The following is a 24,060-nucleotide window of genomic DNA, read 5'->3' as shown; positions in this document are numbered from 1 at the left end:
TCAAGTGAAGCTTCAGCGCAAGAACCGGCGGGCACTCGCTCTCGGCGTCCTCGCCGTCTCCGGCGCCCTGGCCCTCACGGCGTGCGGTTCGGACGACACCGGCGGTAAGAGCGACGCCTCCGGCAGCGGCAGCACCGCCGCCTCGAACAGCTCCGTCAAGTGCGACGGCGCGAAGGGGCAGCTGCGGGCTGACGGCTCTTCCGCGCAGAAGAACGCGATCGACGCCTGGGTCAAGCAGTTCAGCCAGGCCTGTGGCACGCAGATCAACTACAAGGGCGGCGGCTCCGGCGCCGGTGTCACCGCGTTCAGCCAGGGCCAGGTCGCCTTCGCGGGCTCCGACTCCGCGCTGAAGCCCGAGGAGATCGAGGCCTCGAAGAAGGTCTGCACCGGCGGTCAGGGCATCGACCTGCCGATGGTGGGCGGCCCGATCGCCGTCGGTTACAACGTCTCCGGCGTCGACGACCTGGTCCTGGACGCGCCGACCCTGGCCAAGATCTTCGACGGCAAGATCAAGACCTGGGACGCCCCGGAGATCAAGCAGCTGAACCCGAAGGCGAAGCTGCCCAGCCTCAAGATCCAGGCGTTCCACCGCTCGGACGAGTCCGGCACCACGGACAACTTCACCAAGTACCTCAAGGCCGCCGCGCCGAACGACTGGAAGTACTCGGGCGGCAAGGCCTGGCAGGCGAAGGACGGCCAGGCCGCCCCGCAGTCCTCCGGTGTGGCGCAGCAGGTCAAGCAGACCGACGGCGCGATCGGCTACTTCGAGCTCTCCTACGCCAAGGGCCTGAGCACGGTCGCCATCAACACCGGTGCCGCCGCCCCGGTCAAGGCCACCGTCGAGAACGCCAGCAAGGCCATCGCGGACGCCCAGGTCGTCGGCACCGGCAGCGACCTGGCGCTCAAGCTGAACTACAACACCAAGGCCGAGGGCGCGTACCCGATGGTCCTGGTCACCTACGAGATCGTCTGCGACAAGGGCAACAAGTCCGACACCCTGCCCGCCACCAAGGCGTTCCTGCGCTACATCGCCAGTGAGGACGGCCAGAAGATCCTCACCGCCAACGACTACGCGCCGATCCCCGACGCCATCATCGGCAAGGTCCGCACCACCATCGAGGGCCTGAGCTGATCCGCGTGCGGTCCGGCCCCGGTACCGGGGCCGGACCGCACCGTCCGGTGCACCGCCGCCAGGAGCCGCGCCCCGCGCACGGCTCCGCAGACCGGAGAACCCGATGGACATATCGACACAGAAGACAGACGCCGACGCACCCCCGCTCCCGCCCAGCCCCGGCCCGGCCGACCAGCGCACCGGCCGCGGCGTCACCCGCCCCGGAGACCGGATCTTCCTCGGTCTCTCCCGCGGCTCGGGCATCCTGCTGCTCGTGATCATGGCCGCCATCGCGGCCTTCCTGACCTACCGCGCGTGCCTGGCCATCAGCAAGGACGACGGCAACTTCCTGACCACCTTCGAGTGGAACACCGGTGTGCAGCCGCCGGTCTTCGGCATCGCCGTGCTGGCCTTCGGCACCGTGGTGTCCTCGGTGGTCGCCATGGTCGTCGCGGTCCCGATCGCGGTCGCCATCGCGCTCTTCCTCACCCACTACGCCCCGCGCCGGCTCAGCGGTCCGATCTCGTACGTGATCGACCTGCTCGCCGCCGTGCCGTCCATCGTGTACGGCCTGTGGGGCGCCCTGGTCCTGGTGCCGCACCTGGACGGCCTCTTCAGCTGGCTGAACGACTACCTCGGCTGGACCGGCATCTTCTCCTGGGAGGGCGGCGCCCCCCGGTCGATGCTCACCGTGGGCATCCTGCTCTCCATCATGATCCTGCCGATCGTGACCAACGTCAGCCGTGAGGTGTTCCGGCAGGCGCCGCGGATGCACGAGGAGGCCGCGCTGGCCCTCGGTGCCACCCGCTGGGAGGTCATCCGCATGGCGGTGCTGCCCTTCGGCCGCTCGGGCGTGATCTCCGCCTCGATGCTCGGCCTCGGCCGCGCGCTCGGCGAGACGATCGCCGTCGCCACCGTGCTCTCCCCGACCTTCGACATCAAGGCCAGCCTGCTCGACCCGGGCGGCGGCACCTTCGCCCAGAACATCGCCAGCAAGTTCAGCGAGGCGACCGAGTTCGGCCGGGACGCGCTGATCGCCTCCGGTCTGGTCCTGTTCGTCATCACCCTGCTGGTCAACGGCGCGGCCCGGCTGATCATCGCCCGCCGCAAGGAGTACTCGGGGGCCAACGCATGAGCACCGCGACCATCGCCGACCGGCGTCCGAGCAGCCTGCGCGGCGCCCGCCTGCCCAAGTGGACCCCGTGGGCGACCGCCGCCGGATCCGTCGTCGTGGCCGTCGTCATCGGCGTCGTCGGCGACCTGCACAGCCGCGTCCAGTGGGGGCTGATCGCCGCCCTGCTGTTCATTCTGGGCACCTACGGCGTCACCGCCCGGGTCGAGGGCCGCCGCCAGGCCAAGGACCGGGTCGTCACCAGCCTGGTCTGGGTCTCCTTCCTGATCGCCCTGGTGCCGCTGATCTCCCTGGTGTGGACGACGGTGCGGCGCGGGGTGAAGGTCCTGGACTTCTACTTCCTGTCGCACTCCATGGGCGTCGTCGCCGACACCGAGCCGGGCGGCGGCATCTACCACGCGATCATCGGCAGCCTCGAACAGGTCGGCCTCGCCACCGCGATCGGTGCCCCGATCGGTGTGCTCACCGCGATCTACCTGGTCGAGTACGGGCGGGGCAACCTCGCCCGCGCGGTGACCTTCTTCGTCGACGTCATGACGGGCATCCCGTCCATCGTCGCGGGCCTGTTCATCCTCAGCCTGATGCTGATCTTCGACATGGAGCCGTTCGGCTTCGCCGGTTCGCTGGCCCTGGCCATCCTGATGATGCCGGTCGTGGTCCGCTCCACCGAGGAGATGCTCAAGCTCGTACCGAACGAGCTGCGCGAGGCCTCGCTCGCCCTGGGCGTGCCCAAGTGGCGGACGATCCTCAAGGTGGTCCTGCCGACCTCGATCGGCGGCATCACCACCGGCATCGTGCTGGCCATCGCCCGTATCGCCGGCGAGACCGCACCCGTGCTGCTGCTGGTGTTCGGCAACCCCTTCATCAACACCAATCCCTTCGAAGGGGCGCAGGCTTCGCTGCCGCTGTACATCTACCAGCAGTACGCGAACAGCGCGGGCTCCGGCGCGGCGTACGACCGGGCGTGGGCGGCCTCGCTCACCCTGATCGCCGCGGTGATGATCCTCAACCTGGTGGCCCGCGGCATCGCCCGCTGGAAGGCCCCTCGTTAACCCTGTGCGGCTACCGCCGCGTGGCCGGTCGCCAAGCGACCCCCTCGGCGACTGAGACGGAAGTGAAGAAGTAGTCATGGCCAAGCGAATCGACGTGAGCGGGCTCACCGCGTACTACGGCTCCCACAAGGCGATCGAGGACATCTCGATGACGGTCGAGCCGCGTTCGGTGACGGCGTTCATCGGGCCGTCCGGCTGCGGCAAGTCGACGTTCCTGCGGACCCTCAACCGGATGCACGAGGTCACCCCCGGCGGCCGGGTCGAGGGCAAGGTGATGCTGGACTCCGAGGACCTGTACGGCACCGGGATAGACCCGGTCTCGGTCCGCCGCGAGGTCGGCATGGTCTTCCAGCGGCCGAACCCGTTCCCCACCATGTCGATCTTCGACAACGTGGCGGCCGGGCTGCGGCTGAACGGCGGCCACAAGAAGAGCGAGCTGGGCGACATCGTCGAGAAGTCGCTCAAGGGCGCCAACCTCTGGAACGAGGTCAAGGACCGTCTGAACAAGCCGGGCTCGGGGCTGTCCGGCGGTCAGCAGCAGCGGCTGTGCATCGCCCGCGCCATCGCGGTCGAGCCGAAGGTGCTGCTGATGGACGAGCCCTGCTCGGCGCTCGACCCGATCTCCACCCTCGCCATCGAGGATCTGATCGGCGAGCTGAAGGAGCGCTTCACGATCGTCATCGTGACGCACAACATGCAGCAGGCGGCCCGCGTCTCGGACCGTACGGCGTTCTTCAACCTGGCGGGCGTGGGCCAGCCGGGCCGGCTGATCGAGATCGACGACACCGAGCGGATCTTCTCCAACCCGTCGGTGCAGGCCACGGAGGACTACATCTCCGGCCGCTTCGGCTGATCCCCCAGGCCCCTCGCGGTGCTGCATGGCGGTGCCACCGCGAGGACGCGGAAGGGCCCGCCCCCGGTCTCCGGGGGCGGGCCCTGTGCGTGTGTACGGCGCGGTGGCGCGGTTCCTACAGGAACGCGAGGTCGATCAGCCAGAACGCGACGGCCGAGACGACGGCCGCGGCCGGCATGGTGATGAACCAGCCGAGGACGATGTTCTTGGCCACGCCCCAGCGGACCGCGTTGACCCGCTTGGTGGCGCCCACGCCCATGATCGCCGAGGTGATCACATGGGTGGTGGAGATCGGGGCCTTGAAGAGGAAGGCCGTGCCGAACATGATCGAGGCGCCGGTCGCCTCGGCGGCGAAGCCCTGCGGCGGGTCCAGCTCGATGATCTTGCGGCCCAGGGTGCGCATGATGCGCCAGCCGCCCGCGTAGGTGCCCAGCGACAGCATCAGCGCGGAGACCAGCTTCACCCACACCGGGATCGGGTCGCCGTAGGTCTCGACTCCGCCGATGACCAGCGCCATCACGACGACGCCCATGGTCTTCTGCGCGTCCTGGAGGCCGTGGCCGAGCGCCATGCCGGCCGCCGACACCGTCTGCGCTATGCGGAAGCCCCGCTTGGCCTTGTGCGGGTTGGTCCGGCGGAAGATCCACATGATGGCCGTCATGACCAGATAGCCGACGATCAGACCGACCACCGGGGACAGGAACATCGGGGTGACGACCTTGTCCATCACCCCGGACCAGTACACGGTCGTACCGCCCGCGAGCGCGGCGCCGACCAGGCCGCCGAACAGCGCGTGCGAGGAGGACGAGGGCAGGCCGAAGTACCAGGTGGTCAGGTTCCAGACGATGGCGCCCAGCAGGGCCGAGAAGAGGATCCCCATCCCCTTGCCGCCGGTGGGCGTGTCGATCAGCCCCTCGCTGACCGTCTTGGCGATGCCGCTGCCGAGGAAGGCACCGGCGAGGTTCATCACCGCGGCCATCGCCAGCGCGGCGCGCGGGGTGAGCGCGCGGGTGGAGACGGAGGTGGCGATGGCGTTGGCGGAGTCGTGGAAGCCGTTGGTGTACGCGAAACCGAGCGCGACCAGGATGGTCAGAACCAGAGCGAAGGTGTCCATGGACGCCTCAGGACTCCTTGACCGCGATGGTCTCCACCGTGTTCGCCACGTGCTCGAAGGCGTCGGCCGCCTCTTCCAGCACGTCCACGATCTGCTTGAGCTTCAGCACCTCGATCGCGTCGTACTTGCCGTTGAACAGGTGGGCGAGCAGCTTGCGGTGGATCTGGTCCGCCTGGTTCTCCAGGCGGTTCACCTCGATCCAGTACTCGGTGAGGTTGTCCATGGTCCGCAGGTGCGGCATGGCCTCGGCGGTCAGCTCCGCGGCCCGCGCCAGGACCTCGATCTGCTGCTCGACGCCCTTGGGCAGTTCCTCGACGTTGTAGAGGACGACCAGGTCGACGGCCTCCTCCATGAAGTCCATGATGTCGTCCAGGGACGACGCGAGGGAGTAGATGTCCTCGCGGTCGAAGGGCGTGATGAACGAGGAGTTCAGCTGGTGGAAGATCGCGTGCGTGGCGTCGTCACCGGCGTGTTCGGCGGCCCGCATACGCTCTGCGATCTCGGCTCGGGCGGACGCGTCCGCCCCGAGCAGTTCCATCAGGAGCTTGGAGCCCGTGACGATGTTGTCCGCGGACGCGGCGAACATGTCGTAGAAGCTCGTCTCCCTGGGGGTCAGACGAAAGCGCACGTGGGGTCCTCGGGGTGCTTCGGTTTCGGTCAGGGTGATGCTAAGCGCATCATCCGGCCACGGCTAAGGGGCCGTCCCCCAGTGTCGCCCATCAGGCACAGTGGTCGGCACGGGGGCGGGCGAAGGGCCCTTTACCCGGAAAAATTCGTTAGAATATACCCGGTAGGGGTATGCCCGGAGTGGGCCCGCGGTGTGCCCGGGGTGTGCTCCTTGAGTTTCCGTTTGTTTTCCGTTCCGAGCGGGAGGACGCGATGACGACCACCGAGGCGGGTGCCACGGCGCCCCTGGGGGCCACCGGAGCGGAGCACACCGCGCCGTGCGAGGCCGAGGGCCACGAACACGCCACGTACGGCTACCACAAACAGAAGGACGAACATCTCAAACGGCTGCGCCGGATCGAGGGCCAGATCCGCGGGCTCCAGCGGATGGTCGACGAGGACACGTACTGCATCGACATACTCACCCAGGTGTCCGCCTCCACCAAGGCCCTCCAGTCCTTCGCCCTGCAACTGCTGGAGGAGCACCTGCGGCACTGCGTCGCCGACGCGGCCGTCAAGGGCGGCGCGGAGATCGACGCCAAGGTCGAGGAGGCCACCAAGGCCATCGGCCGGCTGCTGCGCACCTGAGCCCCGGCCGCCGCGCGCACCGGCCGGCGGGCGCCCGGCCGCACGCGGGGGCGCACGCCCCGGCGCGGATCACCGGCCGGGACCGCGGCGCTCCTCCGTCACCCGCAGCACCTCGTCGATGTACTCCAGGCTCAGCCGCTCCCGGGCGGCCGAGGCGGCGATGATCAGCTCGCCGCACAGCTCGATCTCGGCGAGGGCCACGTGGTCCTGCACCGCCGTACCGCCGACCGGGGCCACGCGCATCACCTCTTCCCTGCGTCACCGGGCGCGGCGACCGCAGACCCAGAGTAGGGAGCGGCGCACACCCCGCGCATGGCACGGAAGGGCTAGTCCACCGGTCGATTCCGGCCCCGCGCCGGGTGCGCCCCCGGCGCACCGGGTCACTCCTCGGCCACCCGACCGGTGAAGATGTCCTTCTCGCGCGGCAGGGTCACGGTCACCTTGGTCCCGAAGGCGTACAGCAGTGTGGTGGAGAACACCTCCACCGTGCCCTTCCGCCGGGCGTTCACAAATGCGTAGCTCTGCCGGAGCTTGCGCACGCGGCCCTGGTCGTCGAGATAGGCGTCGAACGGCACCTCGGCCGTGGCGAACCCTTTCGCCGCCGCCCGCAGCGCGCCCCGGCCGGCCGCCGAGGCGCCGTCCGCCGCCAGGGCGAGATCGGCGGTGCCCCGGAAGTGCCGTACCGCCACCCCCGCGACCTGCGTCCGGCCCACGTACCGCGCCGTCCGCGTCCCGCGCAGCACCTCGGCGGCGGCGAACGGGTCGGTGGCGCCGCCGGTGACCAGATTGCCGTCGGAGAGCGTGGCCGTCGCCACCCGCACCCACTTGTCGGCGGGCACGCCCGCGCCCCGGTTCTTCATGTACAGCGCGCCCGGCGCGAGCAGTTCGACGATCGGCGGGTGCCCGGTGGCCCCGGCCGGGTCCTGCGGCAGGATCACCGTCAGCTGCCCGTGCTGGGTGCGGAAGTCGTAGGCGCCCTCGCCGCGGATCGTCACCCGGGTGCCGCCGGCGGCCATCTCCATCGACGTACGCGCCTGGGAGCTGCCCGCCCGCAGCAGCGCGTCGGGGGCCTGGCGCAGGGTGTGCACCGGATCGTCGGCGGCCCGCGCGTCCTCGGCCGCCATGCCCCTGCCGGAGCATCCCGAGGCGCCCGCGCAGAGCAGCAGCCCCGCCGCGAGCACCACCGCCCCGCTCGCCTGCCGCCGCTTGGTCATCGCCTGCCTACCCCCAGCTGCCGCGTCCGTACCGGGCCCCTGTCGTCCGGTTAACGACGGGTAGGGAGCCCCGTCACGCGCGGGGGCGGACGGCGGCAAGGCGGCACCGGGCGTTCACCCGGGATGGGTAGCGTGGACGCCGTGGCGCAGGAGGAAGCACGGCAGCGGGAACACCGCACGACCACCGTCGAACAGGGCCGTTTCTGTCTGGCCCGGTGCGACTGCGGCTGGCGCGGGCCCGCCCGCAGGGCGCGCAGCCTGGCCCGCGCGGACGCGGAGGCGCACGCGGCGGGCGGCTGAGGCTCGGGCGGCGGGCGGTGGATGGCGAGTGGCGAGTGGCGGGTGGCTGAGGGTCACGTGGTGGGCGGCCGCGGGACGCTCCCCTCCAGCGCGCGCAGCAGTTCGCCGACCAGCTCGCGGTCGCGGGCCCGGGTGAGCCGGTCGCGGGCGGCGGCCGGAGCGAGCCAGCGCAGCCGGTCCACCTCCCGGCCCGGCACGAAGCGGCCGGGCCCGGCCTCGGCGGCCCAGTAGCGCACCCGCTTGGGGCGCCCGTCGGCCAGATAGGCCACGGTGCTCAGCTCCGGGCCGGGCACGGCGGGGTGCCCGGTCTCCTCCAGGACCTCGCGCAGCGCCCCCGCGAGCGGGTCCTCGCCGCGCTTCAGCTTGCCCTTGGGCCAGGACCAGTCGTCGTACTTCGGCCGGTGGATCACGCAGAGTTCGAGCGTGCCGTCCACCGGCGAGCGGCGCCACAGCACACAGCCGGCCGCCGCCACCACGGTGTCCTTCGCGGATGCCACCCGGTCCCCCGCCCTCAGCCCGTGCCCACGGCCCGGACCGGCCAGGACTGCTGGAAGACGAACCGCGCCGCCTCCACCTCGTGCCGCTGGTCGGCGTGGAGCACCCCGAGCGCGTACGCCGTCGCCGGGGCGATGCGCGGGGTGCGGGCCGCCGAGGCCGCCGCCGCGGCGGCCTCCGAGGCGTCGCGGTGCCGGTCCAGGGCCCGGCCGGCGGCCGGCAGCCGCGCACCGGCACCGGCACCGTCCGCGCCCGTGTCCGGGTCCGGGGCGTCGAGGGCGTCCGGACTGTCCGTACCGTCCGGGCTGTAAGGACCGTCGGCCGGGAGCCCGCCGCGCAGGGCCTCCTGGGCGTAGCGGTGCAGCCGCAGCAGCAGCCGGACCTGGTGCCAGGGGGCGTCCTGCGGGTGCGGGGCCGGGTCCGGGGACAGGCCGTGGATCAGCGCCTCCGCGTTGTAGGGGCTGCCCGCGGTGACCAGCGGCAGGGCGGCGACCGCGTCGGCCAGGCGCTCCTCGGCGGCCGCGGCCAGGGCGCGCAGGTCCGTGGTGTGCGCGGCGGGGGTGAGGGGCACGTCGCTGGCGAGGACGGCGACCTTGTCGGCGACGGCGTGGAAGCGGCTGGAACCCAGTGCCTGGAGCGCGGTGGAGTGGGCGCGGGTGCGGGCCAGGGTGAGCTGGCGGTCCAGCAGCGCGCCCGCCTTGGCGGCGCCCACGGTGAGGCTGCCGCGGTCCGCCGCGGGAGCCGGCGCCTGGAGCCCCACGGCGCCTCCGCCCGCCGGGGCGGTGCGGCTGCCCGGCACGGCGGCGCTCCGGCCGGCCGCGGCCAGGTCGGCGCGGCCGCCGCCCGCGGTCGCGGCAGCGGGGAAGCCGGCCGGTCCGGCCGGTCCGGCCGGACCGGAGAGCCGGTGCAGCGCGGCCAGCAGCCGGTCCAGCCGGGCCTGGCAGGCGTGTTCGCGGGCCAGGGTGCCCGACAGCCAGGCCAGTTCGGGACGCAGCTCCTCCGCCCAGGTCTCGTCCAGGGCGCCGCGGAAGGTGTGCAGGCTGCCGCTGATGCGGCGGGCCGAGCGGCGCAGGGCGCGCGCCGCTTCGGCGGCCTCCTCGCCGGCGCCCGCCGCGGGCCCCGCCTCGCGGTGCAGGCGCAGCGCCCTCAGGAACTCCGTGGCCTGGGCCCGCAGATAGGCCGCCAGGGCGTCCGCGCCCGTGCCGCCGCCCGGCCCGGCGGGCCCGCCCGGCGGCCCGGCGGCGGTGGGGTTCTCCGTCGGGTCAAGGTGTTGCTGTGCCACGCCGGCGCCTCCGGGCGTCTATGAGCGTCTCCTGGATGTTGCGCAGGGGCTGGCCGTCCGCGTCACTCGCGTGCCGGGTCCAGTCGCCGTCCGGGCCGAGGTGCCAGGAGGACGTGGTGTCGGCCATGCCGGTCTCCAGCAGCCGGTTCAGGGCCGCCCGGTGACCCGGGTCGGTGACCCGGACCAGCGCCTCGATACGGCGGTCGAGGTTGCGGTGCATCATGTCGGCGCTGCCGATCCACACCTCCGGCTCGCCGCCCCCGCCGAACGCGAAGACCCTGGAGTGCTCCAGGAAGCGGCCGAGGATCGAGCGGACGCGGATGTTCTCCGACAGGCCCGGCACGCCGGGGCGCAGGGCGCAGATGCCGCGCACCCACACGTCGACGGGCACGCCCGCCTGGGAGGCGCCGTACAGCGCGTCCACGACGGCCTCGTCGACCATCGAGTTGACCTTGATACGGATGAAGGCGGGGCGGCCCGCCCGGTGGTGCTGTATCTCCTTGTTGATGCGGGAGATCAGGCCGTCGCGCAGGGACTTGGGGGCGACCAGCAGCCGGCGGTAGGTCTCGCGGCGGGAGTAGCCGGAGAGCCGGTTGAACAGGTCGGAGAGGTCCGCGCCGACCTGCGGGTCGGCGGTGAGCAGCCCGAGGTCCTCGTACAGGCGGGCGGTCTTGGGGTGGTAGTTGCCGGTGCCGACGTGGCTGTAGCGGCGCAGCGTGTCGTCGCCCTCCTGGCGGACCACCAGGGACAGCTTGCAGTGCGTCTTCAGGCCGACGAGCCCGTAGACGACATGGCAGCCGGCCTCCTCCAGCTTGCGCGCCCACTTGATGTTGGCGTGCTCGTCGAAGCGGGCCTTGATCTCGACCAGCACGAGGACCTGCTTGCCGGACTCGGCGGCGTCGATGAGCGCGTCGACTATGGGGGAGTCGCCCGAGGTCCGGTACAGGGTCTGCTTGATGGCCAGCACGTCCGGGTCGGCGGCGGCCTGCTCCAGGAACGCCTGCACGGACGTGGAGAACGAGTCGTAGGGGTGGTGCAGCAGCACGTCGCGGCTGCGCAGCGCGGCGAAGATGTCCGGCGGGGTGGACGACTCGACCTCGGCGAGGTCGCGGTGGGTCCCGGCGACGAACTTGGGGTACTTCAGCTCGGGCCGGTCCAGGCTGTGGATGCGGAACAGGCCGGTGAGGTCGAGCGGGCCGGGCAGCGGGTAGACCTCGGCCTCGCTGATCTTCAGCTCGCGCACCAGCAGGTCGAGCACCTCCCGGTCGATGGACTCCTCCACCTCCAGGCGCACCGGCGGCCCGAAGCGGCGCCGCATCAGCTCCTTCTCCAGGGCCTGGAGCAGGTTCTCGGTGTCGTCCTCCTCCACCTCCAGGTCCTCGTTGCGGGTGAGGCGGAAGGTGTGGTGCTCCAGGACCTCCATGCCCGGGAACAGCTCCTCCAGATGGGCGGCGATCACGTCCTCCAGGGGGACGTAGCGGCCCGGGGAGCTCTCCAGGAAGCGGTTGAGCAGCGGCGGCACCTTGACGCGGGCGAAGTGGCGGTGCCCGGTGACCGGGTTGCGCACCACGACGGCCAGGTTCAGGGAGAGGCCGGAGATGTACGGGAAGGGGTGCGCGGGGTCCACGGCCAGCGGGGTCAGCACCGGGAAGATGCGCTGCCGGAACAGCGTGAACAGGCGGGCCTGCTCCTTCTCGGCCAGCTCGCCCCAGCGGACCAGGTGGATGCCCTCCTCGGCGAGCGCCGGGGCGACGTCCTCGTGGTAGCAGGCGGCGTGCCGGGCCATGAGCTCGCGCGAGCGGGCCCAGATCATCTCCAGCACCTCGCGCGGCTGGAGCCCGGAGGCGGAGCGGGTGGCCACCCCGGTGGCGATACGGCGCTTGAGGCCGGCCACCCGGACCATGAAGAACTCGTCCAGGTTGCTGGCGAAGATCGCGAGGAAGTTGGCCCGCTCCAGCAGCGGGGTGTCCGGGTCCTCGGCCAGCTCCAGCACGCGTTCGTTGAAGGCGAGCCAGCTGCGCTCCCGGTCGAGGAAGCGGCCCTGCGGCAGCCGCTCCTCGCCGTCCCCGCCTTCCCCGGGCTCCTCGTAGACGTCCAGATCGGCGTCGATGTCGGGTTCCAGATCGGAGACGGCCGCGGCCACGGTGTGCGGGCGGTGGGCCGCGAGGGCGCCCACGGAGGGCTGGGGGTGCGGGACCTGCTGCGCTGCTGCCTGGGCGTCTGGCTGGCTCATAAATCCATTCTTCCGCGCGGGGAGGGGGACAGGCGCGTCGGAAGGCGCGGGCGGGAGCACGGCTGCGGTCCCCTCCGGGGGCGGCGCAGGCTCAGGCACGGCGGGTCTCATTGACCGAGCGTCGCAAGCCCGTCTGAATCAACGGTTACGGAGACATGACGTGCGGGATATCGGGGGGCGGCCTGCGGGGGCGGGGCCCTCCGGGGGCGGGGCGGTGCTTTTGCCGGGTCGGGGTGGTGGCGGTGGTGGTCGGTGTGCCGGGTCGGGGTGGTGGCGGTGGCGGTCGGTGTGCCGGACGGCCAGGGGCCTGGGGCCGTCCCGGGCTGCCCGAAGCCTCGTGGGATCTGCCGGTGGGTCCCCGGCCGGGGGCCCGCCGGGGGCCGGTCCCGGCCGTGGGGGAACCTGGCAGGGACCGTCCCCGGCCGGCCAGAAGCCCACCGGGTGACCGGCGGGCCTCCCGGCCGGCCCGGATTCGGGTCGCGTGTGCCGTGAACCGGTACGCGGGGTCCGTCCGAAGAGGAGATGTGAGCGGAACGAGAAGCGACGGGGAACTGCTGCGGGCCATCGCGGCGGACCGCGACCGGCGCGCCTTCGAGGAGCTGTACCGGCGGTACGCGCCGTGGCTGGCCGCCCGGCTGCGCGGACGCTGCGCCGACCCGGCGATGGTCGACGACGTCGTCCAGGAGACCTTCCTCGCGGTGTGGCGCGGCACGGCGCGCTACCGGGAGGAGGCCGCCGCCCAGGACGCGGCCGGCTGGCTGTGGCGGATCGGCTCGCGCCGGCTGATCGACGCCCTGCGCGGCGACGGCGCGCGCGGCAGGCTGCGCCAGGCCCTGACCCGGCTGCGCCACCGCGACGAGGCGTCCGCCGAGGAACGCGTCCTCGCGGGCGTCGAGCACGGGGACCTCGCGGGCGCCCTCACCCGGCTCTCGCCGGAACTGCGGGCCGTACTCCAGGCCACGGTCGTCGACGGACTCACCACCCGGGAGGCGGCCGTCCTGCTCGGCATCCCGCCCGGCACGGTCAAGACGCGGGCCCTGCGCGCCCGCAAGCAACTGCGGGAGGCGCTGGCATGAGCGGCGGAACGACACCCCGGAAGACCTGGCACCTCGCCGACGAGGACCTGCGCGCCTACGACCGCGGCGAACTCACCGCACCCCTGCTGTGGTCCGCCGACACCCACCTCGCCGGCTGCGCCGGATGCCGGGCCCGGCTCGCCGCGCTCGCCGACCAGGCCGCGCTGGACGAGGGCTGGGCCCGGCTGGACGCCGAACTGGACGCGCCCCGCCCCGGCCCGCTGGAGGCGCTGCTGGTGCGCTGCGGCGTCGCCGGCCACACCGCGCGGCTGCTGGCCGCCACGCCGGTGCTGCGCCGGTCGTGGCTGATCGCGGTCACCGCTGTCCTGGTGATGACGGCGGCGGTCTCCGACACCCTGCGCGGCCCGGACTCGCCCACCCTGTTCCTCGCGCTCGCCCCGCTCCTCCCGCTGGCGGGCGTCGCCCTCGCCTACGGGCCCGCGTTCGACCCGGCGTACGAGATGACCGTGGTCGCCCCGATGCACGGGTTCCGGCTGGTGCTGACGCGTGCGGTCGCGGTGCTGGTCGCCGCGCTCGGCGTCAACGGCCTCGCCACCCTCGCCCTGCCCGGCTACGGGCCGCGCGCCCTGGCCTGGCTGCTGCCCGCGCTCGCCCTCACCTCGACCGGCCTCGCCCTCACCCCCCGCCTCGGCCCGGTCCTCGCCCCCGCCCTGACCGGCGGCGCCTGGACCGCCCTCCTGCTGGCGGCGGAGGCGACCCGGCACGGGGACGCGCCCCTGCCGCCGTTCACGGCCGCCGGCCAGGGCACGGCCGCCGCGGTCGCCGCCCTCGCCGCCGCCCTCCTCTACCGGCTGCGCGACCGCTTCGACATGGCCACGGCCCGCCCCCCGCACGGGGACCTGCCGTACGGGAACCACCGGCCGTGACGCCCGCGCCGCAAGCTCTGACCCCCACCACCCCGGATCCCGCCCCCGGCCCCGGCCCCGCCCCCATGACCGCGACCCGCTTCGATCCTCTGCACGGGAGTGCCTCGTGACCGTCACAGTCTCCGCCTCCGGGCTCACCCTCCGCTACGGCGGCGTCGCCGCGCTCGACGACGTGTCGCTGCGGCTGGAGGAGGGCATCACCGGGCTGCTCGGGCCCAACGGCGCCGGGAAGACGACCCTGTTGCGGGTGCTGGCCACGGCCGTGCCCGCCGACCGGGGCGCGTTCACCGTGCTCGGCCACGACCCGGGCACCACGGCCGGCCGTCTGGCTCTGCGCCGCCTGCTCGGCTACCTGCCGCAGAACCCGGGACTGCACCCGGACTTCACCGCGTTCGCCTTCGTCGACTACGTGGCGATCCTGAAGGAGCTGACCGACCGCGGCGCCCGCCACCGCGCGGTGCGGCGCGCCCTGGAGGAGGCCGGGCTCGGCGACGTACGCGGACGGCGCATCAAGAAGCTCTCCGGCGGCATGCGCCAGCGCGTGGCCCTCGCCGCCGCGCTCGTCGGCGCCCCCCGCTTCGTGGTGCTGGACGAACCCACCGTCGGCCTCGACCCCGAGCAGCGGATGCGCTTCCGGGACCTGGTCACCCGTACCGCCGAGGGCCGCACCGTGCTGCTGTCCACCCACCAGACCGAGGACGTCGCGATGCTCTGCAACCACGTGATCGTCATGGCCGGCGGCCGGATCCGCTTCGAGGGCACCCCCGCCGAACTGACCGCGCAGGCCGCGGGCCGGGTGTGGAGCGGCACCGAGCGCGACCCGGCCGCCCGCGCCGGCTGGCGCACCGGCACCGGCGACTTCCGCAACGTCGGCGATCCGCCCGAGGGCGCCCGCCTGCTCGAACCCACCCTGGAGGACGGCTACCTGCTGGCCCTCGACGACTCCGGCAGCAAGGCGGCGGCGTGATGACGACGACCACCGCACGCCCGGCGCACCCGGCCGCGACCGCCGCCGACGGCGGCCCGCACGGCCCGCGCGCCCGCGCCGTCCTCGCCCTGGCCCGCGCCGAGACCCGCGAACTGGCCCGGCACCCCGTGGTGCTGGTCTTCTTCGCGGTGTACGTCGCCGCGACCGCCTGGCAGATCTACTCCGGCCACACCGGCTGGCACGAACTGACCGGCCGGGAGGGCATGGCCGACCACCCCGCCCTCCAGGACGCCGACCGGGCCACCCAGAGCGGCGGACTGCTGCTCGGCCTCGCCCTGTTCGTCTGCGCCGACCGGGCCGTGCTGCGCTCCCTGCGCCGGGGCACCGACGAGCAGTTCGGCGTGCTGGTCATGGAGCCGTGGCGGCGCACCCTCGCCCACGCCCTGTCCGTCGTGCCGTTCGCGCTGCTCACCGCCCTCGTCGTCGCCGCCCGCTTCACCTCGGACGCGCTGGAGCCGGGCGCGGTCGGCCACGGCTCGCTCGCCGAGCTGTCGGTGGCGCCGCTGGTGACCCTGCTCGGCGGGGTCGCGGGCGTGCTGCTGGCCCGGCTGGTCCCCTCGGTGCATGCCGCGCCGCTCGTCGTCGTCGGCGTGCTGCTGGCCGGTCTGTTCCTCACCACGGCGACGGGCGGCGCCCACTGGAAGCGCTGGCTGTCCCCGGTCGTCACCGAGAGCGGCGCCGACCCGTTCCCCTCCGACCTGGTGGGCCGCCCGGCCGCCTGGCACGCCCTCTATCTGGCGGGCCTCGCCGTCCTGCTGCTGGGTGCCGCCCTGCTGCGTTCGGGCGGGCGCTCCACCGGCGTCGCGGCGCTCACCGCGCTCGCGCTCGCCGCGACCGCCACCGGCATCGCCGGCCAGTCCCAGGGGCCCTCCGCCGCGCTCCTGGCGGCCCGCGCCCAGGTGTCCGCGCACCCGGAGGCCGTCGAGCGCTGCACGGCGCACGGCGCCACCACGTACTGCGCGCTGCCCGAGTGGACCGGCCGCACCGGGGCCTGGGCGAAAACCACCGACCGTGTCCGCGCCCTGGCCGGGGGCACCGCCGCCACCCGCCCGCTGACCGTGCGCCAGCGCGTCGAGGCGCGCTACGGCCTGGACAACGACCCCTCCTACGACCCGTCCACCGTGCCCGGCACGGTCACGGTCGGCACCCGCTGGGGCGGCAACCGCGTCCCCGAGTACGCCGTCGGCCTCGCCTCCGTCCTGGTCGCGGGCGACGAGCACGCCGGGTCCGAACTGTGCGACGGCCGCGTCGTCACCGTCCTGTGGCTCGCCCTGGGCGGGGACGCCGACCCGCTCGCCTCCCTGCGCGATGTCCGCATCGACGACAGCGTCGAGGGCGGCGCCGTCGCGCTGACGCCCACCGGCAACCTGCTGATGAGCGCCGGCCAGACCGACGTCGTCCGCACGCTGCTCGGCCGCCCGCACGCGGAGGTCGCCTCCGCCGTACGCGGCCACTGGAAGGAACTGACCGCACCCGGCACCTCCACGGCCCGGGTCGCCGAACTGCTGCACGTGCCGGGCATCGGCCACGGGAAGGACACGGACTCGTGCGAGAGGTGACGGGAGGTCAGGAGCGGGGCGCCGACGGGACGCCGCGCCGGGTGATCGGCGCGCTGGTCCGGCCGGTGTGGCGGGCGCTGCCGTGGCGGGTGTTCGGCGCGGCGGGCGGGCTGGCACTGCTCTGCGCGGGCGGCACCCGGCTGGTGTCCGGTGGCGGTCCGGGCCCGGCGGCCGGAGTGGTCGTGCTGCGGCTGGTCGCGCTGCTCGGCGGGTTCGCGCTGGCGTTCCTGCTCGACGACCCGGCCCGGCACACCACCTCGGCGGTGCCGGTACGGCGGCCCGTGCGCGCGGCGCTGCGGCTGGCGCTCGTCGCCCCGCTCGCCGCGGCCTGGTGGGCCGCCGCGCTGCTCCTCGTGCCGGAGCGGGCCCGCCCGCCGGCCGGCCCGCTCACCCTGGAGGCGGCGGCGGTCGCGCTGACCGCGCTGGCCCTCGCGGCGGCCACGGTGCGCTTCGGCCCCGAGCCCACGCCGGGCACGACGGTCGCGCTCACCCTGCTCGTGCTCGCCGTCGCCCTGCTGCTGGCACCGCAGCGGTGGAGCCTGCTGCCGGTCCCGGACGACCCGAACTGGGCGGTGGCGCACCGGTGGTGGGCGGCGATCGGCGTCACCGCCGCGCTGGCCTGGGCGGCGTGCCTGCCCGACCCCCTGGGCCGCCGGCGCGCGGCCGGTCACCGGGGCAGCGCGGGCCTCAGATCTCCGTCCGGTACATGAGGTCCGTCTCGTACGTCGTGAAGCCCAGCCGCTCGTAGACCGAGACCGCCGCCTTGTTGTCGGCGTCGACGTACAGCATCGCGGTGGGCAGACCGCGCGCGGCCAGGTGCCGCAGGCCGGTCACGGTGAGCGCCTTGCCGAGGCCGCCGCCCTGCGCGCCGGGCCGCACCCCGAGGACGTACACCTCGCCGAGGCCGTCCTCGGCGTGCACCTTGGTCCAGTGGAAGCCGATCAGCCGGCCCTCGCGCTCGGCCAGGAAGAAGCCGCCCGGGTCGAACCAGGACTCGGCCTTGCGGGCGTCCAGGTCCCGCTGGGTGAGGGAACCCTGCTCGGGGTGGTGGGCGAACGCCTCCGCGTTCACGGCGAGCCAGGCGGCGTCGTCCCGGCCGGGCACGAACTCCCTTACGGTGACGCCCTGCGGCCACACCGGCTCGGGCAGGTCGAAGCCGGCGAGCGGGCGCCGCATCTGCCGCAGTTCGCGGAACAGGGTCAGCCCGAGGACCTGGGCGAGGTGCCGGGCGGCGGAGTGCCCCCCGTGCGCCCACACCCGCAGCCGCCGTCCGGAGGCGGCCAGCAGCGCCGAGCCGAGCGCCCTGCCGTGTCCGTGCCCGCGGTGCGCCGGGTGCACGACCAGTTCGGCGGCGGGTGCCTCCACCGGGTCGGTGTCCTCCAGCTGCGCGTACCCGGCCAGTTCGCCGTCGACGTGCAGCAGCAGATGCGACACCCCCTCGCGGGCGCCGCCGCGCAACTGGAGCCTGCCCTGTTCGGACACGGCCTGCTGCCCGTCGGCGCGGGCCGCCGCGGCGATCAGGCCGAGGACGGCGTCGGCCTGGTCCGGGGAGAGCGCGGTGACGGTCTCCAGTGAGCGGGCGGTCGGTGCGGTCTCGTCGCTGGTCATGCGTCCGAGAGTACCGAGCGGGGACCGGGCGGCGGAGGTCTCGCGCGGATCGGGCCCCTCGCCCTACGGGCTCTGGAGCGGGCGCGCCGGCCGGAGCAGCCGGGGCGGCAGATAGGGCGACTCGACCCTGATCTCCCAGCCCCGGCGGCGGGCGTGGCAGGCCAGCGCCAGGACGTCCAGGCTGAGGGCGGCGTCGGGGCCCTCGGCCCGGTCGCCCACCGAGAAGTGGTCGCGATGGGTCTCCAGGGCGTCCAGCAGGGCCAGGTTGAAGCTCTCCTCGTCACCACCGGTGAACTGCGAGAGCAGCACCAGCGGCGGCGGCAGGAACGCGGAGCTGCGTATCGCCGCGCACCGCCGCAGGGCCGTGTCGAGGGCGGGCCGCGGGTCCGTGCCGCTCAGCTGGGCGTGCAGGGCGCGGCGGTAGCCGGTGAGCGGGGTGTCGCCGTAGCGCTCCTCGGGCGGTCCGGCCGCGAGCAGCGGGGCGAGGTCGTCGGGGCGGCCGGAGATCAGGGCGAGGTTCACGGCGAGCTGCCAGGTGCGCGCGTCGGGCCCGTCGTCCGCCTTCCAGGCGGCGTACCGGACCGTCCTGCCGCCGAGTTCGGCCTCGACCTCGGTGCCGGGCTCGGCGAGGGCCGCGCGGAAGACGACGGCGCCGCACCGCGAGCCCAGCAGCACGTCGTCGGCCATCGCCTCGCCGGGATCGGCCGCCCCGCGGGCCTGGCCCGTGACCAGCAGTTCCAGATGGTGGAGGGCGCGCGACAGCTCCCAGGTGGCGTACGGGTCGGCGGGGTCGGGGTCCAGCGCGTCGCGCACCTGCTCCCGGAGCCACGTCTCTCTGTCCGGCCGCGTCCCGCCGGGCAGTTCGGGCCGCGCGAACCGCACCGGCCCGGCGGCAGGTCCGGTGGCAGGTCCGGTGGGCGGTCCGGTGGGCGGTTCGGCACGGGTGCCGGACCGCGCCTCCTGTCCATAGGGCCCGACCCGCGGCCCCTCGCGCTCGAACCCGGTGACCGGCCCGTACGGCAGATAGTCGCTCTCGATCTCCGGCGGCCGGCCCTCGCGCCGGTGGGCGAGGGCCGCGAGGGCGAGGGGCAGCAGCGGCAGCAGTGTGCGCGGGGCGGCATCCGGCCCCGCGGCCTCGGCGACCGGCCGCAGCAGCCGTACCAGAGCGTCCCGGAACGCCTCGCGGTCTCCCGCGGCGAGCGCCCGCAGCGCGAGCAGCCCGACGGTCTCCGCCCGGTCGTCCGGCCCGGCGGCACCGCCCCCGCCGTCTCCCGCCCGCACCCGCCCGATCGCCGCGTCGAGCGCGGCCACCTGCTGCTCGTCGGAGGGCGGGTGGCCGTCCTCCTCGCCGCCCGTGTCCCCGAGGACGTACGCCAGGAAGCCGTTGACCAGCTCGTCGTCGGGCAGTCCGGTCCGTCTCTCGGCGGGAGCGCGCCGGGCCCACCACGCGAAGCGGAAGGTCTCCGCGTGGTCCTCGGCCCGCCCGGCCGGCACGGCCAGGCAGAACGCGTCCAGCCACCAGTCCGTCCGCAGGGGGACCGGCAGCGGTTCGCCCTCTTCGCGGTCGTGGCAGACCCCCCAGTTCACATAGGGGAGGAACACCTCGAACGGGTACACCGGGTGGTACGCCGCGTACGCCACCGCCCCCACGGCCGCCTCCGCCGCGTCCTCCAGCACCGCCTTCGCCTCCGGCGACCCGAGCCCCGGGTCCGCCACGGACAGCGCCCCCAGACAGTCGAGGAACTCCTCCGCGATCAGCCGGTACTCGTACGCCGTCACCGGTCCGGCCTTCGAGAACGAATGCACCAGCCGCCCGACCCGCCCGGCGAACCCCTCCACCGCGGCCGCCACCCGGGCGTCCCCCACCTGATGCCGCTCCACCCGCACCGCTCTGCCCCCCCAGCCTGCCGTCCACGCTCAGGGTCCCACCCTAGAAGAGACCACTGACAGCGGGTCATCCCCGCAGGTCACGGCAGTTCGGGCGGCGGAGTGGGCGCCCCCGGGAGGCGGATCGTGGCGATCATGCCGCCGTCGGGTGCCGGGGTGAGGGCGACCTCGCCGCCGGACTGCTGGACGGTGCGGGCGACGATGGAGAGGCCGAGGCCCGAGCCGGGCAGGGCGCGGGCGCCGGGGGAGCGCCAGAAGCGGTCGAAGACATGCGGGAGTTCGTCGGCCGGGATGCCGGGCCCGTGGTCGCGGACGGTGAGGACGCCGTGGGAGAGCCGGACCTCGACCACGCCGCCCTCGGGGCTGAACTTCACCGCGTTGTCGAGGATGTTGACGATCGCGCGTTCCATGGCCGCCGGTTCGGCGCGGACGAACCAGGGCTCGATGTCGGCGGTGATGGTCAGCTCCGGGCCGCGCAGCCGGGCGCGGCGCAGCGCGGACTCGACGGTGTCCTGGAGCGCGATCACCTGGACGCGTTCGCCGCGCTGGCCCTCGGGGCGGGACAGTTCCTGGAGGTCGCCGATCAGCGCGGCCAGCTCGGTCATCTGGGCCTTCACCGAGGCGAGCAGCGCCTTGCGGTCGGCCTCGGGCAGCGGGCGGCCGGTCTCCTCGCTGCGGGTGAGCAGTTCGATGTTGGTGCGCAGCGAGGTCAGCGGCGTGCGGAGTTCGTGTCCGGCGTCGGCGATCAGCTGCTGCTGGAGGTCGCGGGAGGACGCCAGGGACGCGGTCATGGAGTTGAAGGAGCGGGACAGGCGGGCGATCTCGTCCTCGCTGTCGTCCTCGACCGGGATGCGGACCGCCAGGTCCTCGGTGCGGGCCACGTGCTCGACGGCCTCGGTGAGCTTGTCGACCGGGCGCAGACCGGCGCGGGCCACCGCGAGCCCCGCGGCACCGGCCCCGACGACACCTATCCCCGACACGAGCAGCAGCAGGAGCGCCAGGTCGTTGAGGGTCTTGTCGGTGTCCTTGAGGGGCGAGGCGATCAGCAGCGCGTGGCCGGGGTAGATCTGCGGGCCCGCCGGGGAGGCGATGAGCAGCGGGGAGGCCAGCACGCGCACCGGGTCGCCCTTGGTGTCGGTGCTGTCGTGCAGCGTCGACAGGCCCCGGTCGGCGTTCTGGGCGACGGCGGTGTCGGTGCCGGTCGCCTTGACCGTGCCGACGGAGTCGTCGAAGACGCAGGTCCGCCCGGCGGAGTCGATGATCTGGATGTAGTAGTCGGTGGAGCCGGGACCTCGTTCGTCCGTGCTGCCGGGTGTGCTGCTGCAGTTGGCGAGGAGGCTCTGCACGCTGCGCACGCCCACCGGCCTGCTGGCCGCCCGCAGGTCGTCGTCGATCTGCTGGATCAGCTTCCCCTGCACGATGAACCAGCACGTCACCGACACCGCGGCCACCCCGAACGCCACCGCCGCCGCCACCAGCAGCGCCAGTCGCGAGCGGATCGGCAGGGAACGGAAGCGGCGCAGGGCCCTGCTCACTCCGCGCCGCCCTGCCGCAGGACGTAGCCGACCCCGCGCACCGTGTGCACCAGGCGCGGCTCACCGCCCGCCTCGGTCTTGCGGCGCAGGTACATGACGTAGACGTCGAGCGAGTTGGAGGAGGGTTCGAAGTCGAAGCCCCAGACCGCCTTCAGGATCTGCTCACGGGTGAGCACCTGGCGCGGATGGGCCATGAACATCTCCAGGAGGGTGAACTCGGTGCGGGTCAGCTCCACCTGGCGCCCGCCGCGCGTCACCTCACGGGTCGCCAGGTCCATGCGCAGATCGGCGAAGGCGAGCACGTCGCCCTCGTCGACGGAGGCGTCCACGGCCGCCGCGTACGAACTGCGGCGCAGCAGCGCGCGGATCCGGGCGAACAGCTCGTCCAGCTCGAAGGGCTTGACCAGGTAGTCGTCGGCCCCGGCGTCCAGGCCGGTGACCCGGTCGCCGACCGTGTCGCGGGCCGTCAGCATGAGGATCGGGGTGGTGTCGCCCGCGGCGCGGATCCGGCGGGCGGCGGTCAGGCCGTCCATACGGGGCATCTGGATGTCGAGGACGACCAGGTCGGGCCGGTACGCGCCGGCCTTCTCCAGGGCGTCGGCGCCGTCCACGGCCACCTCGGTGCCGTACCCCTCGAAGGCGAGACTGCGCTGGAGCGCCTCGCGCACCGCGGGTTCGTCGTCGACGATCAGGATGCGCTGGGAGACTCGGTCGCGGTCGTCGCGGTCGCCGTCGGCGGGACTCATCGGTGGTGGTTCCTCGGATTCCTCGGGGCAGTCCGGGCCCGGCGGGACGACCGGCCGGCCGCTCCCCGGGCCCGGGGTGGGTTGCTCCCAGATTCCCATGTCCGGCACCTGTCCCGTGCGCCGCGCGTCCGCTCAGGCCGCCACGGCCGTCAGCCGGCCCAGAGGCACCTTGTGCCGGTGCGGGCGGTCGGCGGGCATCCGCAGCCCCATCAGGTGCGGTACGGCCACGGAGCCGGCGGCGGCCTCGGGGGCGCGGCGCGCGGGGATGCCGGGGCCGGGGGCCGGGGCCGTGCCGCGCGCGGGGGCGCCGGTGGCGGGAGCGTGGGCGGTGGCGTTCTTCGTGGTCCTCGCGTGGATCAGCTGCTGGATCATGGCGTGCTCCTTGTCGTGCGGGGTGCCGTGGTGCCTGCGCGTGTCCTTCCTCGCGGTGCGGTGGGCGGGGCGGCCGGCGGCGGGTCCCGAGGGGGCGCCGCCGTGGCCCGCCGGTGTCAGTTCTGGGCGCCGGAGCGCAGCTTGGCCAGGTCGGCCTTGACGGTGTCGATCGGGATGGCGAAGCCGAGTCCGACGCTGCCGGCGCTGGAGGAGTCACCCGAACCGGACGTTGCCGCCGAGTACATCGCCGAGTTGATGCCGATGATGTTGCCTGCCGCGTCGATCAGCGCGCCGCCGGAGTTGCCCGGGTTCAGGGACGCGTCGGTCTGGATGGCCTTGTAGGTGGTGGTGGAGGAGCCGGTGTCGCCGTTGAAGTGCCGGCCGCCGAACTCGAACGGCCACTGGCCGTCGCCCTGCCCCTGCCCCTGGCCCTGCCCCTGGCTCTCGTCGGTGGACACGGTCACGTCGCGGTTGAGCGAGGAGACGATGCCGCTGGTGACGGTGCCGGTCAGGCCCTCGGGGGAGCCGATCGCGACGACCTGGTCGCCGACCGCCACGGCGCTGGAGTCGCCCAGCGCGGCGGGCTTCAGCCCGGAGGCGCCCGCCAGCTTGATCAGGGCGAGGTCCTTGGAGCTGTCGGTGCCGACGACCTGCGCGGTGTACGTGTCGCCGTTGCTGGTCCGCGCCTTGATCGTGGAGGCGCCCGCTATCACGTGGTTGTTGGTGACGATCTCGCCGCCGCTGCTGATGATCACACCGGAACCGGTGGAGGTCCCGTTGCTGAGTGTCGCGGTGATCTCCACGACGCTGGGGCTGACCGCCTTGGCGATCGCGGCGATGCTGCCGCGCTGGCTGGAGGGCACCACGTTGGTGCTGGTGGTCCCGGCGGCGACCGTGTCCTTGCCGGTCAGCTGCTGGAAGGCGTAGGCGGTGCCGCCGCCGACCGCCGCCGCCGCGATCGCCACGGCGGCGAGCAGCGCGAGCGGTCCCTTGGCGCGCTTGCGGGGGGCGGGCGGGGGACCGGCCGGGGCGGTGGGCAGGAGAGCGGTGCCGCCGTCATGGCCGCCGTGGCCCTGGCCGCCGTAGCCGTCATGACCGCCGTGGCCGCCGGTGGCGTACGCCGGGGGAGTGGCCGGGGCGTACGCCGGCGGGGGCGGCCACTCCGGGTTCACCGGGCTCACCGGGTTCACCGGGCTCGCGGAGGAGGCGGCGGACCGGTGCGGGTCCGCCGGCTGCGCGAAGGAGGCGGTCGGGGTCTGTGCGTCACCCTGGGAGTACTCGTACTCGCCGCTGCGGCGGATGCTCTCGGTCATGTCATTGAGAGTGTCCCGGGATCATGAGAGCTTCGTGAGTCCCCCCTGA

At 73.8% G+C, this 24,060-nt stretch carries 24 protein-coding genes; 11 read left to right on the top strand and 13 right to left on the bottom strand.

Annotated features, from left to right (window positions below; all coding sequences use genetic code 11):
• Positions 1–4: 4 nt before the first annotated feature.
• The 4 genes from pstS to pstB all read left to right on the top strand — a co-directional run bounded on the left by pstS (position 5) and on the right by pstB (position 4,148).
• On the top strand, positions 5–1,132 hold the full coding sequence (pstS, locus tag A8713_RS14510; RefSeq protein WP_064533887.1) for a phosphate ABC transporter substrate-binding protein PstS: 1,128 nt from the start codon (positions 5–7) through the stop codon (positions 1,130–1,132).
• Between the two features lie 103 nt (positions 1,133–1,235).
• A complete protein-coding gene (gene pstC / locus A8713_RS14505) occupies positions 1,236–2,246 on the top strand; it encodes a phosphate ABC transporter permease subunit PstC (RefSeq protein WP_064533886.1) in 1,011 nt (336 codons plus the stop codon).
• Positions 2,243–3,295 carry a phosphate ABC transporter permease PstA gene (gene pstA, locus A8713_RS14500; protein ID WP_064533885.1) on the top strand — a complete coding sequence of 351 codons (1,053 nt, stop codon included), beginning with the start codon at positions 2,243–2,245 and terminating at the stop codon, positions 3,293–3,295. Before pstC ends, pstA begins: the two co-directional genes overlap by 4 nt.
• 76 nt (positions 3,296–3,371) lie before the next feature.
• Positions 3,372–4,148 (top strand): phosphate ABC transporter ATP-binding protein PstB, encoded by a 777-nt coding sequence (gene pstB, locus A8713_RS14495; RefSeq protein ID WP_018568816.1) that lies wholly within the window; start codon positions 3,372–3,374, stop codon positions 4,146–4,148.
• 115 nt (positions 4,149–4,263) lie between these two features.
• On the opposite strand, the gene A8713_RS14490 is transcribed toward pstB, so the two are convergent.
• Positions 4,264–5,262, bottom strand: a complete 999-nt coding sequence (locus A8713_RS14490) for an inorganic phosphate transporter (RefSeq protein WP_064533884.1) — start codon at positions 5,260–5,262, stop codon at positions 4,264–4,266.
• Between the two features lie 7 nt (positions 5,263–5,269).
• Entirely contained in the window at positions 5,270–5,890 is a 621-nt protein-coding gene (locus A8713_RS14485) for a DUF47 domain-containing protein (protein ID WP_026252685.1), read from the bottom strand.
• Between the two features lie 251 nt (positions 5,891–6,141).
• Between A8713_RS14485 and A8713_RS14480 the strand changes: the two genes are divergently transcribed.
• Positions 6,142–6,516 (top strand): metal-sensitive transcriptional regulator, encoded by a 375-nt coding sequence (locus A8713_RS14480; protein ID WP_064533883.1) that lies wholly within the window; start codon positions 6,142–6,144, stop codon positions 6,514–6,516.
• Between the two features lie 69 nt (positions 6,517–6,585).
• Here A8713_RS14480 and A8713_RS33820 read toward each other — a convergent pair whose 3' ends face one another.
• Positions 6,586–6,759: a hypothetical protein gene (locus A8713_RS33820; RefSeq protein ID WP_173860848.1), complete on the bottom strand. Its 174-nt coding sequence runs from the start codon at positions 6,757–6,759 to the stop codon at positions 6,586–6,588.
• Between the two features lie 137 nt (positions 6,760–6,896).
• Positions 6,897–7,730 (bottom strand): hypothetical protein, encoded by an 834-nt coding sequence (locus A8713_RS14475; protein ID WP_064533882.1) that lies wholly within the window; start codon positions 7,728–7,730, stop codon positions 6,897–6,899.
• 141 nt (positions 7,731–7,871) lie between these two features.
• On the opposite strand from A8713_RS14475, the gene A8713_RS33815 reads away from it, so the two are divergent.
• Entirely contained in the window at positions 7,872–8,030 is a 159-nt protein-coding gene (locus A8713_RS33815; protein ID WP_173860783.1) for a hypothetical protein, read from the top strand.
• A 53-nt stretch (positions 8,031–8,083) separates the two neighbouring features.
• On the opposite strand, the gene A8713_RS14470 is transcribed toward A8713_RS33815, so the two are convergent.
• The 3 genes from A8713_RS14470 to A8713_RS14460 are packed head-to-tail and all read right to left on the bottom strand — an operon-like array spanning position 8,084 to position 12,151.
• A complete protein-coding gene (locus A8713_RS14470; protein WP_064533881.1) occupies positions 8,084–8,527 on the bottom strand; it encodes an NUDIX hydrolase in 444 nt (147 codons plus the stop codon).
• Positions 8,528–8,541: 14 nt separating this feature from the next.
• The gene (locus tag A8713_RS14465) at positions 8,542–9,807 is read right to left on the bottom strand and encodes a CHAD domain-containing protein (RefSeq protein WP_064533880.1); all 1,266 of its coding nucleotides are present in this window, start codon (positions 9,805–9,807) and stop codon (positions 8,542–8,544) included.
• Entirely contained in the window at positions 9,788–12,151 is a 2,364-nt protein-coding gene (locus A8713_RS14460; RefSeq protein ID WP_382847096.1) for an RNA degradosome polyphosphate kinase, read from the bottom strand. Before A8713_RS14460 ends, A8713_RS14465 begins: the two co-directional genes overlap by 20 nt.
• 413 nt (positions 12,152–12,564) lie before the next feature.
• Here A8713_RS14460 and A8713_RS14455 point away from each other — a divergent pair, with 413 nt between their 5' ends.
• The 5 genes from A8713_RS14455 to A8713_RS14435 all read left to right on the top strand — a co-directional run bounded on the left by A8713_RS14455 (position 12,565) and on the right by A8713_RS14435 (position 17,260).
• Entirely contained in the window at positions 12,565–13,116 is a 552-nt protein-coding gene (locus A8713_RS14455; protein ID WP_064533878.1) for an RNA polymerase sigma factor, read from the top strand.
• Complete coding sequence (locus tag A8713_RS14450; RefSeq protein ID WP_064533877.1) at positions 13,113–14,003, top strand: hypothetical protein; 891 nt, start codon at positions 13,113–13,115, stop codon at positions 14,001–14,003. Before A8713_RS14455 ends, A8713_RS14450 begins: the two co-directional genes overlap by 4 nt.
• 106 nt (positions 14,004–14,109) lie before the next feature.
• Positions 14,110–14,970 (top strand): ATP-binding cassette domain-containing protein, encoded by an 861-nt coding sequence (locus A8713_RS14445; protein ID WP_064533876.1) that lies wholly within the window; start codon positions 14,110–14,112, stop codon positions 14,968–14,970.
• The gene (locus A8713_RS14440) at positions 14,970–16,550 is read left to right on the top strand and encodes a hypothetical protein (protein ID WP_064533875.1); all 1,581 of its coding nucleotides are present in this window, start codon (positions 14,970–14,972) and stop codon (positions 16,548–16,550) included. Before A8713_RS14445 ends, A8713_RS14440 begins: the two co-directional genes overlap by 1 nt.
• 41 nt (positions 16,551–16,591) lie before the next feature.
• Positions 16,592–17,260: a hypothetical protein gene (locus A8713_RS14435; protein WP_064533874.1), complete on the top strand. Its 669-nt coding sequence runs from the start codon at positions 16,592–16,594 to the stop codon at positions 17,258–17,260.
• On the opposite strand, the gene mshD is transcribed toward A8713_RS14435, so the two are convergent.
• The 6 genes from mshD to A8713_RS14405 all read right to left on the bottom strand — a co-directional run bounded on the left by mshD (position 17,238) and on the right by A8713_RS14405 (position 24,011).
• Entirely contained in the window at positions 17,238–18,158 is a 921-nt protein-coding gene (gene mshD, locus A8713_RS14430) for a mycothiol synthase (protein ID WP_064533873.1), read from the bottom strand. The genes A8713_RS14435 and mshD overlap by 23 nt on opposite strands.
• 63 nt (positions 18,159–18,221) lie before the next feature.
• Positions 18,222–20,024: an immunity 49 family protein gene (locus tag A8713_RS14425; RefSeq protein ID WP_064533872.1), complete on the bottom strand. Its 1,803-nt coding sequence runs from the start codon at positions 20,022–20,024 to the stop codon at positions 18,222–18,224.
• Between the two features lie 101 nt (positions 20,025–20,125).
• Positions 20,126–21,580: a HAMP domain-containing sensor histidine kinase gene (locus A8713_RS14420; RefSeq protein WP_064533871.1), complete on the bottom strand. Its 1,455-nt coding sequence runs from the start codon at positions 21,578–21,580 to the stop codon at positions 20,126–20,128.
• Complete coding sequence (locus tag A8713_RS14415) at positions 21,577–22,326, bottom strand: response regulator transcription factor (protein WP_064533870.1); 750 nt, start codon at positions 22,324–22,326, stop codon at positions 21,577–21,579. The genes A8713_RS14420 and A8713_RS14415 overlap by 4 nt, the downstream gene beginning before the upstream one ends.
• 132 nt (positions 22,327–22,458) lie before the next feature.
• A complete protein-coding gene (locus A8713_RS14410; protein ID WP_064533869.1) occupies positions 22,459–22,698 on the bottom strand; it encodes a hypothetical protein in 240 nt (79 codons plus the stop codon).
• Positions 22,699–22,814: 116 nt separating this feature from the next.
• The gene (locus A8713_RS14405; RefSeq protein WP_064533868.1) at positions 22,815–24,011 is read right to left on the bottom strand and encodes a S1C family serine protease; all 1,197 of its coding nucleotides are present in this window, start codon (positions 24,009–24,011) and stop codon (positions 22,815–22,817) included.
• Positions 24,012–24,060: the final 49 nt, after the last annotated feature.

The organism is Streptomyces sp. SAT1, from assembly GCF_001654495.1.
In the GTDB taxonomy this organism is placed as follows: Bacteria; Actinomycetota; Actinomycetes; order Streptomycetales; family Streptomycetaceae; genus Streptomyces; species Streptomyces andamanensis.
This window is presented reverse-complemented; position numbering and strand designations above follow the sequence as displayed.

Coding starts and splice junctions, on each gene's coding strand:
- A8713_RS14440 (WP_064533875.1), top strand. CDS start 14,970: ATGACGACGACCACCGCACGCCCGGCGCACCCGGCCGCGACCGCCGCC.
- A8713_RS14460 (WP_382847096.1), bottom strand. CDS start 12,151: ATGAGACCCGCCGTGCCTGAGCCTGCGCCGCCCCCGGAGGGGACCGCA.
- A8713_RS14415 (WP_064533870.1), bottom strand. CDS start 22,326: ATGAGTCCCGCCGACGGCGACCGCGACGACCGCGACCGAGTCTCCCAG.
- A8713_RS14410 (WP_064533869.1), bottom strand. CDS start 22,698: ATGATCCAGCAGCTGATCCACGCGAGGACCACGAAGAACGCCACCGCC.
- pstC (WP_064533886.1), top strand. CDS start 1,236: ATGGACATATCGACACAGAAGACAGACGCCGACGCACCCCCGCTCCCG.
- A8713_RS14450 (WP_064533877.1), top strand. CDS start 13,113: ATGAGCGGCGGAACGACACCCCGGAAGACCTGGCACCTCGCCGACGAG.
- mshD (WP_064533873.1), bottom strand. CDS start 18,158: ATGACCAGCGACGAGACCGCACCGACCGCCCGCTCACTGGAGACCGTC.
- A8713_RS14490 (WP_064533884.1), bottom strand. CDS start 5,262: ATGGACACCTTCGCTCTGGTTCTGACCATCCTGGTCGCGCTCGGTTTC.
- A8713_RS14480 (WP_064533883.1), top strand. CDS start 6,142: ATGACGACCACCGAGGCGGGTGCCACGGCGCCCCTGGGGGCCACCGGA.
- A8713_RS33820 (WP_173860848.1), bottom strand. CDS start 6,759: ATGCGCGTGGCCCCGGTCGGCGGTACGGCGGTGCAGGACCACGTGGCC.
- pstB (WP_018568816.1), top strand. CDS start 3,372: ATGGCCAAGCGAATCGACGTGAGCGGGCTCACCGCGTACTACGGCTCC.
- pstA (WP_064533885.1), top strand. CDS start 2,243: ATGAGCACCGCGACCATCGCCGACCGGCGTCCGAGCAGCCTGCGCGGC.
- A8713_RS14405 (WP_064533868.1), bottom strand. CDS start 24,011: ATGACCGAGAGCATCCGCCGCAGCGGCGAGTACGAGTACTCCCAGGGT.
- A8713_RS14475 (WP_064533882.1), bottom strand. CDS start 7,730: ATGACCAAGCGGCGGCAGGCGAGCGGGGCGGTGGTGCTCGCGGCGGGG.